The organism is Enterococcus faecalis, from assembly GCF_029024925.1.
In the GTDB taxonomy this organism is placed as follows: domain Bacteria; phylum Bacillota; class Bacilli; order Lactobacillales; family Enterococcaceae; genus Enterococcus; species Enterococcus faecalis.
Window position 1 is genome coordinate 1,693,091 of record NZ_CP118962.1, and the last position, 16,637, is coordinate 1,709,727.

Consider the following 16,637-nt stretch of genomic DNA (forward strand, 5'->3'; position numbering starts at 1 on the left):
TTATTATCTCTAATTTTTCAATAAAAAGAAACATTTTTGTTTAAAAAAGCCTAATTTTCGACTTTTAGTTGTAAAAAGGCTGGTGCGAGGATCAGACAATTTCCGTCACACCAACCTTTTGTTTATTTCTCCCGCAAGGTGCGTATTTTCTTTTTTAATTGTTGCACATCATAGGTCGAACTTAATTCTGACAAAACATAGACTTCCGGTGTTCCTTGATAGCTCGTTTGCTGATAATTGGTCACAATTAAATCATATGTTTGTTCAGGCTGATACCTCTCCACCAGCGTGCCATTCATATTTTTAAGACTAAGCATTAATACTTGTGTTAACGCCGCTTGATAAAGAGCATCCATTGCTAAATGAATTCCAATTTTTATTTCACCAATCATTTTAAATTCAATTAATGTCAACACGCTTAAATATTTGACCAGAGAAAGTTCATGCAAACTATCTCCTGGTTGATACGTTTCATCAAAACAAGCTAAAGCTTTTTCTAATAACGTTGTTGAAAAAGAAGCTAATTCCCGACTAGATAATTGCTGTTCTTTTTCCCAGATATGGGCCCGATCAAAAACTTCCAATTCTCCTTTAAAAAAATACAGTTTTCCATGAATTTGTGAAAAATAGTAAGCCATGGTTTTCTCAAGAGTAGGTTCAAATTTATGGGGCCGATAATACAAGACCACATTTTCCAAGATAAACGTATCAGCTAAAGAAACAGCGGAACGACGTCCCCGAATTAAGGAATATTCATCAAAAGCTGATTCTGGTAAGACCGACATTGTGATTAGAAAAACAAAATGAATCATGCTTTCTCCTTCGTCTAATTCTAATGAATAGCGACTAGAAAAACGGAAAAACAATTGTCGAACTTGCTTAAATAACGGATCTTCTTTAAAATCAATCATTTTCTTTCTCAATTGTTGATATTTTTTTGAAGTGACCGCTAGGCGCTTTTTCGTAATACTCAACCAAAGGCTAACTTTTAACGCATTATGTTCATTAAAAGTAAAACCTAAGCCAGTCTCAATCCCTTCAATTATCCGTTTATTTAACGGCGACATCGTTTTTTTCTGGTGTATTTCATAGGGAGTAATATACCAATACAACTGAAAGTAAAAGTAACGAATCTGCAATTCTTCTCCCTGTAGTTGTCCATTTTTTATTTGCAATTCAAAGGCGGCTAACAATTGATTGAGTTCTTTAATCTTTCGAAATAAAGAAGACTCACTAATCATAAATTTAGTCGTTAATTGAACAATAGAAAACTCTTTATTACGATATAAATAATCTAAAAGTTGAAATTTAAGAGACTCTTTTACAAATGCTTCAATTAAATGATTCAACGAAAAAAAATCCGATAAGGTGATTGATAGCTGTTGGCCATCATAAGTAAGCTGACAATCCTGTCCAAAAGGTTTCAAAAAATAATGTAAATCCTCTAAGTCTTTTTCAAAGGAGGCTTTTGTGACCGCTAAAAATGCTGTTAAATCAGAGACTGAGCAGGTGCCGCCTGCTAAGATGGTTTGTTGCACCGTTAATAATTGTCGCATCGCTTTCTTTTCCAATAACGTCTCAACTTTCATCGTTCTCTCTCCAATAAGCCGAAGCACCCATCAAATTTGTAATATCATAAATATTGGTTAAGGAAGGTTGATAAAAATAATCTTTTTGTAATAGGTCTGTCAGTGTCTGACCTGTTTGGATACTTAATGCTAACGTATTTATTTTTTCTAAACAATTATTTTTTGAACAAAGCTGTGCCCCAAGGACCCGTTGTGTCACTTTATCATAGATTAATTTGCCTAAAATTTCTGTCCCGTGTTGTAGAGGCGGCGCTGGCTGTCTAACAATTACGGAAGCAAGTGTTTGCGGAAAAAATAAACCTTCCGTTTCGGTTAGACCTGTACTAGCAAGGTAATAGTCCCCCACTTTTGTTCCCATTGTTCGCAAAGAGCCAATGAATCGGTGTGTTTTTTCTTCTAAATTGTTGGCGACTACTAAGCCAGTTCGTACCGCATTGTTCACTAACGGAGCATAAAAAGTTTCCGCGACTGGTTCATTCATAACTGAAATGCAATCTCCGATGGCAAAAACATTCGGCACTGAAGTTTGTAAATAAGAATCCACCGCGATTGTCTGATCCAGATTCCGTTGAATTTTTTTATCCAAATAGGCTAATTGAGGATGTAAGTTTAAAGCAAAAATCCCACTGTCACAAGAAATTTTCTGTTCGCTTGTTTCAAGAACAATACCATTTGCTGTTTCTTCAATTCCTAGGACCGTTTCTTCAAAATGGAAAATTACTGCTTGTTTTTCCAAAGATTTTTGAACTTCTGCGACCATTTCTTTATCAAAATATTTAGGCAATAGATTTTCCAAGCTTTCAAAGACATGAACCGTTTTCTTCATTTTCACAAGAAAATCAATAGCTTCCATTCCAATGGGTCCTGCACCAATGACGGCTACTGTCTGGCTTTTTTCCAGTAATGGAACAGCCGCTAAAGCACCTGATAAAAATTTATATTTGAGTAATTTTTCTGTTTGACTACCACGAATTTGCGTGGAAAATTGGCTCGCGCCTGTCGCTAAAATCAATTTATCATAAGAATACCACTGTTGCTCTTCCTTTCGTGCCCAAGCAATCAATTGGTTCTCAACATCCATTGCCACGACTTCTCTATTTAAAAGCAGCTGAATCTTTTGACGACGTAATTCTTCTTCCGTTATGTAACGTGCTTCGTGTAATTCATTGATGGTATGATTAAAATACGCACTTAAGCCACCAGATAAATACCCCACTGTTGCTTGTTTGTCAATTAAAGAAATTTCTGCTTGGGGATATTTTTTCCTTGAAGCAATTGCTGCGGAAATACCTGCGAATGATGCACCAATAATCACAATTTTCATTTGTTTCCTCCTCTGTCAGGACCTACTATACTTCTCTCAGTTTATCATGATTAAAAAGAATGCTAAAGCAACAACTATAGTTTTCCCTTAAAATAATTATTTTTGCTGAGCGCATTGCTTTTCAAGCACTTTCATTTTCATTTATAATAAATGTTACTACTGTTTGAGGAGGAGTTTTCATGTCTGCAACAAAAGAGCAATTGGAACTATTTTTATTTTATTTATCTGAAACCCATACAAAAAGTTTATCTTTACATGACTTAGTTACAAGTCGACCACGCCCAGAAGAAGCGCGTATTTTATTAAATATTAACGAGGTTTTCACTTACTATCATAGCGCTCGTGTTCTCTACACAAGTGTTCCTGCTCTTGAAAACAACAAGTCTGAGCCTTTTTTCCAAGCCTTCGAAAATTTTTATTTTGAATTAAAACAACATTTTTTCAATGAAGAAGATGAAACCAATCAATTGAATGAACGTCTAGAGGAAATGAAAATTGCCTTTGAACAATTGACGGATGACTACAATGTTCTATAATAGAAGAGAACAATTCGTTGAGAAGGGGTCCTTATGAAGCAAGAAGAAGTGATTGAACGTTTAAAAGAAGAACTAAATTTGCCATTTTTTAATGGTACGCTAGAAGAAAAGAACTATTCTGAAGCAGATTATCAACAAATCAAGAAAGAGTTAATTCAATACTTTGATGATTATGTGCGAAATGTTGAAAATTAACAAGCTAAAACAACCTTTGATTTTAATAAAATCAAAGGTTGTTTTATTATTAAATAAAAAAAATAACAAAAAAAACCACCGGCAGTTTTGCCGATGGAAAAGGAGTATTTACTCAATAAGAGTAAAATGAAAAATAAAAAGGTTGTTGTTGGTATGAATTAATAATACAATACACTTTCTCTTTTGTCCATAAAAAAGACATGAAAAAAATATTAAATTCGTTAGTTATTTTTATTAGTTTTTTATTTTTTCAAAAGAATGTTGCTCATCCGCGTAATGGCAAAGGTTAATTCATCCGTTGCTTGGTCTTGCTTTTCTTCTGAAGCGTTAAATAATTCTGCATCAATGCCTGTTTCTGGATCTGTTGCTAAAATCATTTCATTGCATCCTGCTACATATTCTGTATAAGCATGTTGAAATTTTTTGTGAATGCCAAGTACTTGTGGCGTCGGTTTTAATGTTCCGACTTTTTTGAGCATTAATTCATATTTTTCAGTACCTTCTTTAAATTTTGCTTGAATTTCTGCAATTCGTTCGGCTGTTAAATCATTCACTTTATTCTTATCGATCGCTTGACGAACTTCTTCGTAATATGGATTCATGACTTCGCCAATGTCTTCTGTTGTTTTAACGATATCATTAATTGTTTGAACGTAAAATCCTAAATTTGGTCTCATAACCATCCCTCTTTTCCCTTTTCTCTTTCACTCCATTTTACACTTTTTCTATTCCATCTGACAAGTGGCACTTTTTCAGTCTTCATTCTTTTGATTTTTAACAGAGAAAACATAGTGAGGCATCGTTTTGCCACGGTATGTTTTAATGTATCGATCCCTAACAAGCATCTGGTTTCGAATAGCGACATTCATAGAGGCTAAGTTCGTATCACGAATCGTTGAAATAACTTCTGGAAAATTTAATACATCGAATGCGTACTGTTTTGCCGCTGCGGCAGCTTCAATCGCATACCCTTTGTGCCATTCTTTCACACATAAATGATAACCAATTTCTGGATAGCTCTTACCTTTTACTAATTGATTGGTGAGACCACACTCGCCGATGACTTCGCCTGTTCGTTTCTTCTCTAACGCCCATAAGCCGTAGCCGTATTCTTGATAGGACTGTAAGTTCCACTTTAGCCAGTTTGCAACCTCTTCATCAGAAAAAGCGTGTTCATAGGCATACATCACATTTTCATCTTGCAAAAATTTTTTCAATTCCACTTCATCTTCCGACTGCCATTCTCTGACAATAAGTCGTTGTGTTTCGAAAATAATTTTCCGTTTCAAGCCCTTTCACTCCTTACATAAAGAAAAATTGACTGGTTTAAGTACCAGCCAATTTTCTTTTCTTATTTATTAAGCACCTTTACCTGCTTTACGTTGGAAGAACTTCACAATTTCCACAATTGGGATGATAGCAAAAGAAGTACCTGCTACAATTGCCCATTGATATGCATCTAAATGTGTGACGCTGAATAAATCATTAAATCCTGGAATAACAATCGTTGCAGCTAATAGCAAGAACGAAACAAGAATCCCATAGTTAAATGATTTGTTGCGGAATAAGCCAACTTTGAAAATTGATTGATAAATCGACTTCACATTAAAGGCATGGAACAATTGAATTAATCCCAAAGTAGCGAAGGCCATGGTTAAAGCATCGCCGTGTTGTAAATCATACAACGCTTGCGCCGATAAGTTTGTGTTAGCTGCGGTATGTGCTGGGAACATAATTGACATTTTGTACACAATCAAAGTCAATGCCCCTTGCGTAATCCCTTGATAAACAACACTGCTTAAAACGCCGCCAGAGAAGAAGTTCGATTTTTTACCACGAGGTTCATGGCTCATCACATCACGTTCTGCTGGTTCCACACCTAACGCAATCGCTGGGAAAGTATCCGTTACTAAGTTAATCCACAATAAGTGAACAGGTAACAAGGTATCCCAATTGAGCATTGTTGCAATAAACAAGGTTAATACTTCCCCTAAGTTAGCTGAAAGTAAATATTGAATCGTTTTTTGGATATTTGAGAAGACTTTACGTCCTTCTTCTACCGCTACAATAATTGTTGAAAAGTTATCATCGGCAAGTACCATATCTGAAGCACCTTTTGATACTTCTGTTCCGGTAATTCCCATACCAATCCCGATGTCAGCAGCTTTTAAGGCTGGGGCATCATTTACGCCATCACCAGTCATCGCAACCACTTTTCCTTCTTGTTGCCACGCTTTAACAATCCGAACCTTGTGTTCTGGTGAAACACGAGCATAGACAGAGTAGTGTCCCACGACTTGTGCGAATTTTTCATCTGACAATTCATTTAATTCAGCGCCTGTGATGACTGCATCGTCGTCGCCTTCTTTGATGATGCCTAAACGTGCCGCAATTGCTTCTGCTGTATCACGGTGGTCACCCGTAATCATAATTGGACGAATACCTGCTTCTTTCGCGACTTTTACAGCATCTGCAGCTTCTTTTCTTTCTGGGTCAATCATACCGACTAAACCAGCAAATGTTAAATCTTTTTCCACAAGTTCAGAACTCATTTCGGCTGGAATCGTCTCAACATATTTATAAGCCATTCCTAAAACACGTAAGGCTTGTTTCGCTAATGAGGTGTTTGTTTTCAAAATTTCTTGACGTTTTGTTTCATCTAATGGACTTGTTTCTCCATTTGATAAGATTTCCGTACAACGTTTCAATAATTCATCTGGTGCACCTTTGACAGAAACTAGGAAGCCACCTGTTTTTAATTCATGAACAGTAGTCATTAATTTACGATCAGAGTCAAAAGGAATCTCTGCCACACGAGGTTCAGCTGCTACTTTTTCGGTTACGTTAAACGCATGATCTAAACCAAATTGTACTAAGGCAGTTTCTGTTGGGTCACCAATTAATGAACCATCTTGAGCGATTTTTGTATCATTCGTAAAGTTCATGATTTTTAAAGCCATATTATCAGCAGGGATTTCTGTGGAAGCAGATAAAACTTGACCATCTGTATACAACGCTTCAACGGTCATTTGATTTAAGGTTAACGTACCTGTTTTATCTGAACAGATAATGTCTGTACTTCCTAATGTTTCAACGGCTGGTAACTTACGGACAATCGCATTTTTCTTGGCCATTTTTTGAGTCCCTAAAGCCAAAATAATTGTGACAATCGCTGGTAATCCTTCTGGAATTGCCGCTACAGCTAACGAAATTGACGTTAATAACATGTCAATCCATGAACGACCATTCATCATTCCTACCACAAACATCACCGCTGCAATGACTAAAATGGCAATTGTTAACATTTTACCCAATTGGTTTAAGTTTTGTTTTAAAGGCGTTTCCGTTTCTTGTTCGCTTGCTAGCATGCCAGCAATTTTACCGACTTCTGTATTCATTCCTGTGCCAACCACAACGCCAAGACCACGTCCATACGTCACATTACTATTGGAATAAGCCATATTGATTCGGTCACCGATACCAATATCGGTTCCCTCTAAGATGGTTACTTCTTTTTCAACTGGAACAGATTCACCGGTTAACGCTGCTTCTTCAATTTTTAAGCTATTCGCTTCCAATAAACGTAAATCAGCTGGAACGACATCCCCTGCTTCTAATAAAACAATATCGCCTGGTACTAATTCATCACTTTTAACAGTAATGACGTGTCCATCACGGCGAACATTAGCATTTGGTGAAGACATTTCTTTTAATGCTTCAATGGCTTGTTCCGCTTTAGCTTCTTGGATGACCCCAAAGATGGCGTTCAAGATAACAACCACTAAGATGATAATCGAGTCTACCACATCATGGGAAAAGACGGCTGAAATGACCGCTGCCGCTAATAAAACAATAATCATAAAATCTTTGAATTGCTCAAAGAATTTCACGGCAAGTGATTTTTTCTTCCCTTCATCTAGCACATTTTCCCCGTACGTTTCTAAACGCTTTTGAGCCTCCTGTGCACTTAATCCATCAGTTGTTGTGTTCATTTTCTCCAAAACAACTGTGTCGTCTTGTGCGTAAAACGCTTCAGACAATTGTGTTTTCTTTTCTTCTGACATGTTCTTCCTCCTCTATTTTTTGCAGCATCCTCCAAGTACTATTTTACATTTCATCAAAAATAAATGAAAAAAAATAGACTTGTGTATGCTACTTCGTCGAACATACATAAGTCTCACCGTTTAAGACAACACCAGAAATTGCTTTCGGAGTTGGTGATGTTGTCACAGCATAAATACTGTCAGTTACTCCCTCATGAAAAAACTATTTAACATTGATTGGAGAACCAATGTTATGAATAATTACTTAATTAGTATACCGTTTTCCACTCTTTTTTTCAAATAAAAGTTCTGCTCATTTGAAAAAAACTGAAATCCTTTCATTCGGATTCCAGTTTCTTGATTTGTATTCGTAAAATACGCTGTTGTCCCCGCTTTCTCGACCAACTAATAACCCAAGAAAGTAAGAAAAGACTAATCACGGTTCCTTCACGAACAAAAATCGGCAAATGATAACTAATGGACAATCCTAGTGCTAAACTGACACAAAAAATATCAACTAAATAACGATAAAACTGAAAACTATAGCGCGTTCTTTCAGAAATAAGTGTACAAAATTTTTCAATGGGAAATTGCAAAACACCTAGCGCAACTACCTGTCCTGTCCCGATTCCTGCTATGATTGTCCCTAAAATAAATAGAACAATTTTAACCAAATAATTTTGAAAAACAAGCGAACCAAATAATTGATATAAGAAAAAATTAATGACAAAACCAAAGCCAATTAACGCCACCAAAATAATCAAATAGTCCTGAATTTTACGCTGCTGATCTAACAACCAACACGTGCCTAAAAAAGCTAAATTGATAGCTGTGGTAACAGTTCCGACTTTTAAATGAGTAAGTGTTGCAAAGGTCACATTAAACGCATTAAAACTGCTAACCCCGATGCCTGCTTGAATTGTCAAACTGATGCCCAATGCACTAATTAAATAAAAAAGAAACGATAGTACAATTTTTTTCTTCCACATTATAAAAACTCCTCTACTCTTGATACGTCTATTATGTGCTACAATAGAAGAAACAAATAGGAGATATCTCCTATTATAAGGAGAAAAAATGCTTAAAACAGCCTACCAACAATCACCGAAACAAGAATTAGCTAAAAATACGCCTTTTTTTAATGAAACTGATTTAAAACACAGTTTTATTATCGATTTTGAAAATCAAGAATTCATTCATCACCAAGCAGAGCCATTAAATTATCTTTTTTATTTAATCAAAGGAAAAGCGAAAATTTTAAAAACAGAACGCAATGGCCGCCAATCCATTGTTCAGTTTTTAACGACAGGTGATTTAATTGGCGATTTAACATTAGTTCAAGCGGAAACGATACCCAAGGACGTTATCGCCTTAGGTGAAACCTGTTGTTTGGCTATTCCTTTAGCTTACGCAGAAACTGTTTTAAAAAACAAGGTGCTTTTTATGCAGCAACTCAGCCATTATCTAGGGAAAAAAATGCTCCAACGGGTGGACCACTTTACAACGAATCAGACCTATGAACTAAGTTATCGGCTAGCGGAATTGCTATTGGTTGCCGCTAATCACGAAGATGTTTATAAAGAAAAACATACTGAGATTGCCGAATACTTAGGGGTTAGTTATCGCCATCTTATTTATACCTTCAAACAATTTCGAGAGCGCGGCTTTATTCAAAAACAAGGAACTGCTTATCACATCAACCGCTTAGCGTTACATTCTTTTGTGCAAAAAATGAAGAGTTAAAGTGGTGGATTGTTGACAAATAGTGCGCTTCCCGCTACCCTATTCTTATTAATAAGAAAGAAGGGACAGCAATGGAGCAAGCATCATTTACTGTATCTAGTTGGCAAGAACAACCGATTGACAATCTTAATGAAAATTTCCCAGTGAATCAAGCGAGCGCTACTTATCAATTGTCAGGCGCCTTATCTGGGACAGCTTCTGTGGAATACTTAATGACTTATCAAGGCTCTTCAATGGCTGATGGGCTTGAAGCTGTGGCTCAAGTGGTCGGTTTCCTACATTTCGAAGGAACTTATTTAGGAAAAAAAGGCACCTTTACGGCTTGCGAAAAAGGGACGTTTACACAGGGTCTTTTAGACTGCCCAGGTGAACTATTTCAAGCATCAGGTGAGCTTGCCGGTTTATCCGGTCGCTACACTTATGAATTTAGTCAAGAAGAAGCGCTTCTTCATTTAGACTTTGTATAATAAAAAATTTCAAGGAAAGTTGGTGACATTATTTTACTTATTTTAAATTTGGCGGTTGTAAAAGACAATGGGTGTTTTTGATTAGATTAAACTTTTAAGGAGAAAAATCATGAAAAACACCCGAAACACCGTCCCATCATTACTAATTATTATTTTGCTTGTGGGATTTCCACAAATCAGCGAGTCGATTTTCACACCCATTTTGCCAGCGCTTAGTTCTGCTTTTAACATTCACGATAGCGTAGCACAATTAACCATGAGTATTTATTTTGTTGCCTTTGCCGTTGGCGTTTTATTCTGGGGAATTTTATCCGATACGATTGGACGTCGCCCAGCTATGTTATTAGGAATTTTATGCTATTTAATTGGAAATATTGGCCTTTTTTTGAGTCCGACATTTCCTTGGCTGTTATTCTTCCGTTTAATTCAAGCATTTGGTGCAAGCGTTGGTTCTGTCATTACCCAATCAATGATGCGGGAAAGCTTTAACGATCTTCAAAGAGGGAAAATTTTTGCTCAAACAAGCGCTGCCCTATCGCTATCTCCTGCCATCGGACCCTTAGTCGGCGGACTTGTTCAAACCTATTTTGGCTATCAGCATGTCTTTAGCACCTTAATTGTCATGGCTGTTCTATTACTTTTCTATAGTTTTTATCGTTTACCAGAAACCTTTCACTTAGGAAATACCTTAACGAAAGCGCCTTTTTGGTCCGTGGCGAAACGCCTTTCCTTCGACTCGAAAGTTTGGTGCTACGGCTTATTGATTGGGGGCATTAATGGTTTATTGTTTAGCTACTATGCAGAAGCTCCGTTTATTTTCATCAATCACTTTGGCTTTAGCAGTGTCCAATATGGCTTTCTTGGTTTAATTTTAGCTGCGTCTAGTATTCTTGCTGCGGTTCTTATCAATTGGTTGCTAGGATATTGGTCAGCGGAAAAAATTGCATTTGCTGGTTTGCTGCTAAGTATCTTTGCGGCTTGCTGTTTATTAATAATGACACAATTTGAAACAATCATTGGTCTTATTTTGTTTATTTTTCTCTTTTTCTTAGGGATTAATATTACTTTGCCCAATGCCTTAAGTATGGCCTTAAAAGGCTATGAATCTGTAATTGGTACTGCCAGTGGAATTTTTAGTTTTGTCTATTACTTGTTTGTTAGTTTCTTTACCTATTTGATTAGTTACTTTCACAATGGTACCATTTGGGTCTTACCGCTTTACTTTTTAAGTTTTGCTTGTCTGTTAGCTTTCAGCTATTATGTCATTGTTTATCGTAAAACTTTAAAATAAAAAATCAAGAAACACACGAATATTTCGTGTGTTTTTTTTAGCTAAAAAATTGATTTTCTAAACTATATTGCTTCCCTGAAACAATGTCATATTGAATCAGTCGGTATTCCTCATATAGTTGTTCTTGCTTTTTATTCATTTCTACTGTTTTTTTCCATTCCCCACCGAGATAGTAATTCCCCTTTTCAAAAGCAGGCAATTGTTCTTGTACCTCATTTAGCATAGCGTAAAATCCCGATTGCGGTAAGCCGCTTTGTTGGAAAAGTGAGGGAGCAAAATAAAATGGACTAATAGTTGCTTGATGCTGATTTTTTTCTGTTAACTGGTTCGCCGTATCATACATTAGAAATTCTGTCTGGTGAAGGGCTGCCCCTTCATTCAACGCTTGAATGTTTTCATCATAAATACTTGGTAAGTGATCTCCCCAAAAAACGACTAATGTGCGTTTGGGCATTTTTTCGATTTCTTGTAGGAAATTTTTCAAAGCTTCGCTACTGTAGGCAATATCTTGCAAGTAATTATTGAGCGCGACTTGATTGCCGTTTCCTTGAGAAAAATAATTGGACGTTGTGTATTTATTTTCATAGGGCATATGTGTTTGCATAGTAACTAAATGAATGAATTGCGGTTGCTCTTTTTCTTTAAGCAGTGTCGTCACTTCCTGATACGCTGCTTGATCTGAAATGTAAGGATTATTTTCTAGTTTATCCGTATAGTTCATTGTTTTTTCATTGATAAATTGATCAAAACCTAAAATTTTATACACATCTTTTCGTTTATACATAGATGTATTGTACGGATGAATAGCCGTTGTTTGGTACTTTTGTTCCTTAAGTAATGAAACAATGGAAGGCAATTCCGTCATCTTAGGAATCATCATTGTATAAGGTGTAGTCATTTGGGCATTCATTAATTCCATCGAAAAACTTGTTAGGGCTTCAAATTCAATATTCGCAGTTCCGCCCCCGTAGTTTTGTGAAAGCATCTGGCCACTGTAAGTTTTATCAGCGATTTGCTGATAATCAGCTAAAGGGTTACCAATAATGGACAAACCTTTCAGATGATCTGGATTTGAAAAACTTTCACTCATGACAAACACAATATTTGGTTGCTCATTGCTCGGCACTGTTTTCGCCTCGGCCAACTTTTGATATTTCTGAGTAATTTCTGAAATAGCTTCTTTTGAATAACCCTTTGGTTGGTCCATAGCCTCTACTTTTAAATTATATAGAAAACCACCAATAAATCCTGTATTGTAGTAATTCATTTTTTGGCTGTAAGGAATCCATAACGCGGTTTTATTATAGGCTTTACGTAACAAATTTTGCGGATTGTTAAAATCACCAATATATGAAAATAGACCAATCGAAAGAACAAGACTTAACACACGAATCGTTTGTTTTTTCTTCGATAAAAAGAAACTTTTATAAAAAGCTTTTCCTAAGAAAAAAAGTGCTACACAACCTAACGCTACCACAAAAACAAACGGCCATAAACCAACCATTTCTTTTAATAAACTAACTTCTGTGATCATTTTTAAGTCGTCTGGGTAAATAGGTTCGACACGATAAAACATCTTTTGATAGTCCGCAAATCCTAAAACACCTATTATGACACTATATAAAAGAGCGCCAACTCCTAATGAGCCTGCCAAACTACATAAAAAAAGTAAAAAAACGCTTAGCACAAAACAACCTAAGAAAAACTTTTCCGTATGCCACGAAAAAGCAAACTTGAAGGCTAAATCAACAGACAAGTTATTCTGACACCATTGCAAATATAAATTACTAAAAATAATTAATAAGATGAACCCGATTCCATACAAAAGGTAGCGGTAAGGCCATCGTCTAAATTTCTCAACTCTCTTTTTCACATCGATCTCCTATTCAAAAACTAGTAATGTATTTATTTTATGCTTCTTGAAAAAGAATGTAAAGAAGTAGCTAGCAAAGAAGTCTAAGGAATGGTAAAGAAAAAATGTTATTTGTTGCAAAAATAATTTTCCAGTGGTATAGTAACAATGGAATTTCGTTATCAGTTATCGTCGCCTTTTTAGAGTACTTTATGAAAGGAGAATAACTATGACTTACAAAGTAAAAAACATTCAATACCGTATTCAATTAGACACAGACAAAAATATTTTCATTGTTTTCGATGCAAAAAATGAAAGTAAAACAGCAACTGGTCACACAATTGAAGAAGCAATTGCACACTTAAAACAATTAAACTAAGGAGTGACAAACATTTCCATGCAAGACCCTTTAGGTAGTTATTTAAGCTAAAAGCCGTTTAGTAAAGAAAAAATACTAGACGGTTTTTTTGTATCCTCTTCGCCTTTTATTTTTTACATAGTATACTGAAACAAACGGAGGTGTTTTTAGATGACCATCATTGCAAACTATATACGCCAGCAATCCCAACATCAAACACAGTTAACAGAAATCTACCAAGCAATTTTAGCGGTTGTTCCTCAGGAGACTACTGAAAAAATTGCTTATGGAATGCCGACCTTTTACTTAAATGGCAATTTAGTGCATTTTGCGGCGGCCAAGCAACATTTAGGTTTCTATCCTACGCCATCAGCCATCCAACGTTTCAGCAAAGAATTACGCCCTTTTAAAACCTCGAAAGGTGCCATTCAATTTCCCTACACGCAAGAGTTACCTCTTTCGTTAATACAGGAAATAGTTAAATTCCGTGTACAAGAAAACATGAAGAGCGTGGGACAAAAATCACTTTGAATTTTTGTCCCACGCTCAAAAACTGATAAACGGCGGGAACAGAAGCAACTCCTTCGGAAATAAGCCGAAATTCTCCAAAAATTAAAGAACAATTTTCGGAAATTCCTTCTTATTGCTGAGAAACACTATTTGCAAAGCAAATAGATGTTAAATAGTACCTACTTGGTTCTCGGAGTTAAACACTTCTGTCCCGACCTCTTCATGTTCTTAAAATTTTTTCCATCGCTTTTCCCTTGGCCAATTCGTCGATTAATTTATCTAGGTAACGGATTTTTTGCATTAAAGGATCTTCAATTTCTTCCACGCGATAGCCACAAATTACGCCTTTGATCAATTGGGCGTTTTCATTAAAATTGGGTGCTTCTTCAAAAAATGTTTCCATCGTTACTTTTTGAGCCAATTGTTGTTGCAACCCTTTTTCATCATAACCAGTTAACCAGTAAATAATTTCGTCAACCTCCGCTTGCGTTCGATTTTTACGTTCTGCTTTTTGGATGTATAGCGGGTAAACACTGGCAAAGGTCATTGTATAGATTTTCGGTTTTGTCATTGGTTTTCCTACTTTCTGAAGTATTCTCTCTTCAGTCTACCACAGGCTTGCTGGAAAAAGAGGCTATTTTGTCTTAGTAATCAAATTGACGATAATAACGACGAATCTCTAATGGGTGACAATTTAATTTTTCTACATGCGCATCAATGCGTTGCGTTACCGCATGCATTAGGAGAAATGAAACAACTCGGCCACGATATTTTTCACTAATTCCTGGAAGTTCATACGCTTTCGAATCAATAATTGTATAATTGGCACAGATTTTCGGCAATAATTTTGCTACTCGTTCTGCCAACGGTCGCTGCTCGTCTTCTCCAATAAACAACGTTACTGGCGTAGTTTCATCTACAATTTCTAGCGTTCCATGTAAGAACTCTGCTGCATGAATTGATTTTGAACGAAGCCAACTTTGCTCTTCCCAATAGCACATTGCATAAGAATAGACCGCTCCCCATTGGTTTCCTGCGCCAATAAAATAGTGAATGCTATCATGACGATGTTTTTCCGCAAAAGCTAAGCCAAACGCATCGGCACTTTTTTCGGCTTCAGCTAAACCTGTAGGCAAATATTCTTCCAATTCTTGGTAATAATTTTCGTAATCTGTAAATTCGTTGTTTTTTTGCATTAAACGATCAGCTACCATAAAGAACTTGATTTGCTCAGTTCCTGGAGCTGGATAAGTCACCACATAATCACATAAATCTGCTAAAAGACTGTCTTTTGCATCGATAAAACCAAATAACGTTGCGCCGACCTTTTTGATTTCTTGAACGGCTTGCACCACTTCTTGTGTTGTCCCAGTAACGGAAGACAAGATGACGAATGATTTTTCTGTTAAACGTTTATTGCCTGTTGTGTAATACTCAGCAGCATGTTGAACATAGATTGGTAAATTACTTTTTCCATTCGCATAAGTAACTGCTTGCATGGCTGAAGCATAAGTACCGCCGATTCCTAAATAATAGACCGCATCAAATCCTTTCGTCCAAACTTGATCAACAACTTTTTCAACATCTGAACGCAAGGCTAAGGCACCTCGTATGTCTTTGATTTGTTGTTCTTCATTAAATTTTAACATGGCTGATTTCCCTCTTTCTTTGCTATTTTACTTTTTAGGACACAATCAAAATCATCAAAAATCCGTTGAGATAAATCAATTCCTTTACTTGTAGCTACTTGATACGCCAAATATTGAAATGGAATAACTAACAATAAAGGACTAATTTTTTCTTCGACATCACTTGCTAAACCTAACGTATTTGATGCTCGCGTTGAACGCGTTGTAATTGTGTAACATTGGCCAACATAACTGGCTAGATAATTTTTCAAGGCTTGGCTACGTGCTTGAATAGGACTTTGATTCTCAATAAAAAACAAAAGATGTGTAGTATCCGCTTCAAGATAAGGCCCATGCATATAGGCTTCGACTTCAAATCCTTGGGAAGGTAAGCGAACTGTTTCTGTAAACTTCGTATCAAACTCTTTCGCCGTACCAATATTGGGCCCATAACCAATTGCGATAAATCGTGTCCCCTCTGTTAATTCTTTTTTCGTTTTTTGCCAAAATTGTTCGGTTTTATAAATCACCGAATCGATTTCCTGAATTGCTTTGGCAAGTTTTGCTAATTCTTCTTCAACCTCTACTTTTGTTAATTGATGCTTTTGATAGCCCAGTTTCAAACCAAATAGAAATAAATTTAAAAGTGTTGCCGTATAGCCTTTTGTGACAAAACCAACTGTTTCAAGCCCCATTTTTAAATCCAGGACTTCATCCACAACCTCCGTAATCGGGCTGGTGACATCACTTGTCAAGGCCACTGTTTTTACAGACGTTTGGTTTTTAATTTTTGCAATGGCATCAATTGTTGAAGCACTTTTACCACTTTGCGAAACCGCTACGACCAGATCAAACCGATCATCCACTTTGCCATAATGAGCAAAATTGAACGGCTCTTGGATTTCCACATAAATAGGCGCCACTTCTTCAAGGTAAACTTTAGCCGCCTGACAAGCATTATGTGACGAGCCAGTTGCTAAAATTAGACAGTGCGTGACCTTTGAAACGTCTGTATCAGTTAATTGAAATTGGTTAAGAATCTGAGTTAGGGCTGCTTGCTCCTCATTTATATAATCCAGCATCGTTTTCATATTTTGCCTC

Annotated in this window: 17 protein-coding genes; 7 read left to right on the plus strand and 10 right to left on the minus strand. The window is 36.3% G+C overall.

Going from position 1 to position 16,637, the window contains the following annotated elements; all coding sequences use genetic code 11:
* Positions 1-122: 122 nt before the first annotated feature.
* Entirely contained in the window at positions 123-1,589 is a 1,467-nt protein-coding gene (locus PYW42_RS08320) for a helix-turn-helix domain-containing protein (RefSeq protein WP_002384385.1), read from the minus strand.
* Positions 1,579-2,913 (minus strand): FAD-dependent oxidoreductase, encoded by a 1,335-nt coding sequence (locus PYW42_RS08325; RefSeq protein ID WP_002364148.1) that lies wholly within the window; start codon positions 2,911-2,913, stop codon positions 1,579-1,581. The genes PYW42_RS08320 and PYW42_RS08325 overlap by 11 nt, the downstream gene beginning before the upstream one ends.
* A 179-nt stretch (positions 2,914-3,092) precedes the next feature.
* Between PYW42_RS08325 and PYW42_RS08330 the strand changes: the two genes are divergently transcribed.
* Together PYW42_RS08330 and PYW42_RS08335 are read left to right on the plus strand one after the other, a co-directional pair.
* Complete coding sequence (locus tag PYW42_RS08330; protein WP_002357135.1) at positions 3,093-3,449, plus strand: hypothetical protein; 357 nt, start codon at positions 3,093-3,095, stop codon at positions 3,447-3,449.
* Positions 3,450-3,482: 33 nt separating this feature from the next.
* On the plus strand, positions 3,483-3,644 hold the full coding sequence (locus PYW42_RS08335) for a hypothetical protein (RefSeq protein ID WP_002357133.1): 162 nt from the start codon (positions 3,483-3,485) through the stop codon (positions 3,642-3,644).
* Between the two features lie 242 nt (positions 3,645-3,886).
* On the opposite strand, the gene PYW42_RS08340 is transcribed toward PYW42_RS08335, so the two are convergent.
* The 4 genes from PYW42_RS08340 to PYW42_RS08355 form a co-directional block, all read right to left on the minus strand.
* Positions 3,887-4,327, minus strand: coding sequence for a hypothetical protein (locus PYW42_RS08340; protein WP_002384384.1), 441 nt, complete (start codon positions 4,325-4,327; stop codon positions 3,887-3,889).
* Positions 4,328-4,396: 69 nt separating this feature from the next.
* The gene (locus PYW42_RS08345) at positions 4,397-4,933 is read right to left on the minus strand and encodes a GNAT family N-acetyltransferase (RefSeq protein ID WP_002364151.1); all 537 of its coding nucleotides are present in this window, start codon (positions 4,931-4,933) and stop codon (positions 4,397-4,399) included.
* A gap of 69 nt (positions 4,934-5,002) precedes the next feature.
* Positions 5,003-7,708 (minus strand): cation-translocating P-type ATPase, encoded by a 2,706-nt coding sequence (locus PYW42_RS08350; RefSeq protein ID WP_002377094.1) that lies wholly within the window; start codon positions 7,706-7,708, stop codon positions 5,003-5,005.
* Positions 7,709-8,025: 317 nt separating this feature from the next.
* Entirely contained in the window at positions 8,026-8,676 is a 651-nt protein-coding gene (locus PYW42_RS08355) for a YczE/YyaS/YitT family protein (RefSeq protein WP_002364152.1), read from the minus strand.
* Positions 8,677-8,764: 88 nt separating this feature from the next.
* Between PYW42_RS08355 and yeiL the strand changes: the two genes are divergently transcribed.
* The 3 genes from yeiL (at position 8,765) to PYW42_RS08370 (ending at position 11,188) form a co-directional block, all read left to right on the plus strand.
* Positions 8,765-9,430, plus strand: coding sequence for a transcriptional regulator YeiL (gene yeiL, locus PYW42_RS08360; protein WP_002364153.1), 666 nt, complete (start codon positions 8,765-8,767; stop codon positions 9,428-9,430).
* A 71-nt stretch (positions 9,431-9,501) separates the two neighbouring features.
* On the plus strand, positions 9,502-9,897 hold the full coding sequence (locus tag PYW42_RS08365) for a DUF3224 domain-containing protein (protein ID WP_002362038.1): 396 nt from the start codon (positions 9,502-9,504) through the stop codon (positions 9,895-9,897).
* Positions 9,898-10,006: 109 nt separating this feature from the next.
* On the plus strand, positions 10,007-11,188 hold the full coding sequence (locus PYW42_RS08370) for a multidrug effflux MFS transporter (protein WP_002400667.1): 1,182 nt from the start codon (positions 10,007-10,009) through the stop codon (positions 11,186-11,188).
* A gap of 37 nt (positions 11,189-11,225) precedes the next feature.
* Here PYW42_RS08370 and PYW42_RS08375 read toward each other — a convergent pair whose 3' ends face one another.
* Positions 11,226-13,061 carry an LTA synthase family protein gene (locus PYW42_RS08375; RefSeq protein ID WP_002400668.1) on the minus strand — a complete coding sequence of 612 codons (1,836 nt, stop codon included), beginning with the start codon at positions 13,059-13,061 and terminating at the stop codon, positions 11,226-11,228.
* A 208-nt stretch (positions 13,062-13,269) separates the two neighbouring features.
* Here PYW42_RS08375 and PYW42_RS08380 point away from each other — a divergent pair, with 208 nt between their 5' ends.
* Positions 13,270-13,419 (plus strand): hypothetical protein, encoded by a 150-nt coding sequence (locus PYW42_RS08380; RefSeq protein ID WP_002357118.1) that lies wholly within the window; start codon positions 13,270-13,272, stop codon positions 13,417-13,419.
* Positions 13,420-13,569: 150 nt separating this feature from the next.
* On the plus strand, positions 13,570-13,929 hold the full coding sequence (locus PYW42_RS08385; RefSeq protein ID WP_002400669.1) for an iron chaperone: 360 nt from the start codon (positions 13,570-13,572) through the stop codon (positions 13,927-13,929).
* Between the two features lie 199 nt (positions 13,930-14,128).
* On the opposite strand, the gene PYW42_RS08390 is transcribed toward PYW42_RS08385, so the two are convergent.
* The 3 genes from PYW42_RS08390 to PYW42_RS08400 form a co-directional block, all read right to left on the minus strand.
* Positions 14,129-14,479 carry a DUF2200 domain-containing protein gene (locus PYW42_RS08390; RefSeq protein ID WP_002360043.1) on the minus strand — a complete coding sequence of 117 codons (351 nt, stop codon included), beginning with the start codon at positions 14,477-14,479 and terminating at the stop codon, positions 14,129-14,131.
* A 73-nt stretch (positions 14,480-14,552) separates the two neighbouring features.
* Positions 14,553-15,557 carry an SIS domain-containing protein gene (locus tag PYW42_RS08395; RefSeq protein ID WP_002369188.1) on the minus strand — a complete coding sequence of 335 codons (1,005 nt, stop codon included), beginning with the start codon at positions 15,555-15,557 and terminating at the stop codon, positions 14,553-14,555.
* Positions 15,551-16,627 carry an SIS domain-containing protein gene (locus tag PYW42_RS08400; protein WP_002400670.1) on the minus strand — a complete coding sequence of 359 codons (1,077 nt, stop codon included), beginning with the start codon at positions 16,625-16,627 and terminating at the stop codon, positions 15,551-15,553. Before PYW42_RS08400 ends, PYW42_RS08395 begins: the two co-directional genes overlap by 7 nt.
* Positions 16,628-16,637 lie beyond the last annotated feature (10 nt).

What these genes read in the sequence shown, in the direction of transcription:
- yeiL (WP_002364153.1), top strand. Translation starts at nt 8,765, where the DNA reads ATGCTTAAAACAGCCTACCAACAATCACCGAAACAAGAATTAGCTAAA.
- PYW42_RS08370 (WP_002400667.1), top strand. Translation starts at nt 10,007, where the DNA reads ATGAAAAACACCCGAAACACCGTCCCATCATTACTAATTATTATTTTG.
- PYW42_RS08325 (WP_002364148.1), bottom strand. Translation starts at nt 2,913, where the DNA reads ATGAAAATTGTGATTATTGGTGCATCATTCGCAGGTATTTCCGCAGCA.
- PYW42_RS08355 (WP_002364152.1), bottom strand. Translation starts at nt 8,676, where the DNA reads ATGTGGAAGAAAAAAATTGTACTATCGTTTCTTTTTTATTTAATTAGT.
- PYW42_RS08365 (WP_002362038.1), top strand. Translation starts at nt 9,502, where the DNA reads ATGGAGCAAGCATCATTTACTGTATCTAGTTGGCAAGAACAACCGATT.
- PYW42_RS08385 (WP_002400669.1), top strand. Translation starts at nt 13,570, where the DNA reads ATGACCATCATTGCAAACTATATACGCCAGCAATCCCAACATCAAACA.
- PYW42_RS08390 (WP_002360043.1), bottom strand. Translation starts at nt 14,479, where the DNA reads ATGACAAAACCGAAAATCTATACAATGACCTTTGCCAGTGTTTACCCG.
- PYW42_RS08330 (WP_002357135.1), top strand. Translation starts at nt 3,093, where the DNA reads ATGTCTGCAACAAAAGAGCAATTGGAACTATTTTTATTTTATTTATCT.
- PYW42_RS08350 (WP_002377094.1), bottom strand. Translation starts at nt 7,708, where the DNA reads ATGTCAGAAGAAAAGAAAACACAATTGTCTGAAGCGTTTTACGCACAA.
- PYW42_RS08395 (WP_002369188.1), bottom strand. Translation starts at nt 15,557, where the DNA reads ATGTTAAAATTTAATGAAGAACAACAAATCAAAGACATACGAGGTGCC.
- PYW42_RS08320 (WP_002384385.1), bottom strand. Translation starts at nt 1,589, where the DNA reads ATGAAAGTTGAGACGTTATTGGAAAAGAAAGCGATGCGACAATTATTA.
- PYW42_RS08380 (WP_002357118.1), top strand. Translation starts at nt 13,270, where the DNA reads ATGACTTACAAAGTAAAAAACATTCAATACCGTATTCAATTAGACACA.
- PYW42_RS08400 (WP_002400670.1), bottom strand. Translation starts at nt 16,627, where the DNA reads ATGAAAACGATGCTGGATTATATAAATGAGGAGCAAGCAGCCCTAACT.
- PYW42_RS08340 (WP_002384384.1), bottom strand. Translation starts at nt 4,327, where the DNA reads ATGGTTATGAGACCAAATTTAGGATTTTACGTTCAAACAATTAATGAT.
- PYW42_RS08335 (WP_002357133.1), top strand. Translation starts at nt 3,483, where the DNA reads ATGAAGCAAGAAGAAGTGATTGAACGTTTAAAAGAAGAACTAAATTTG.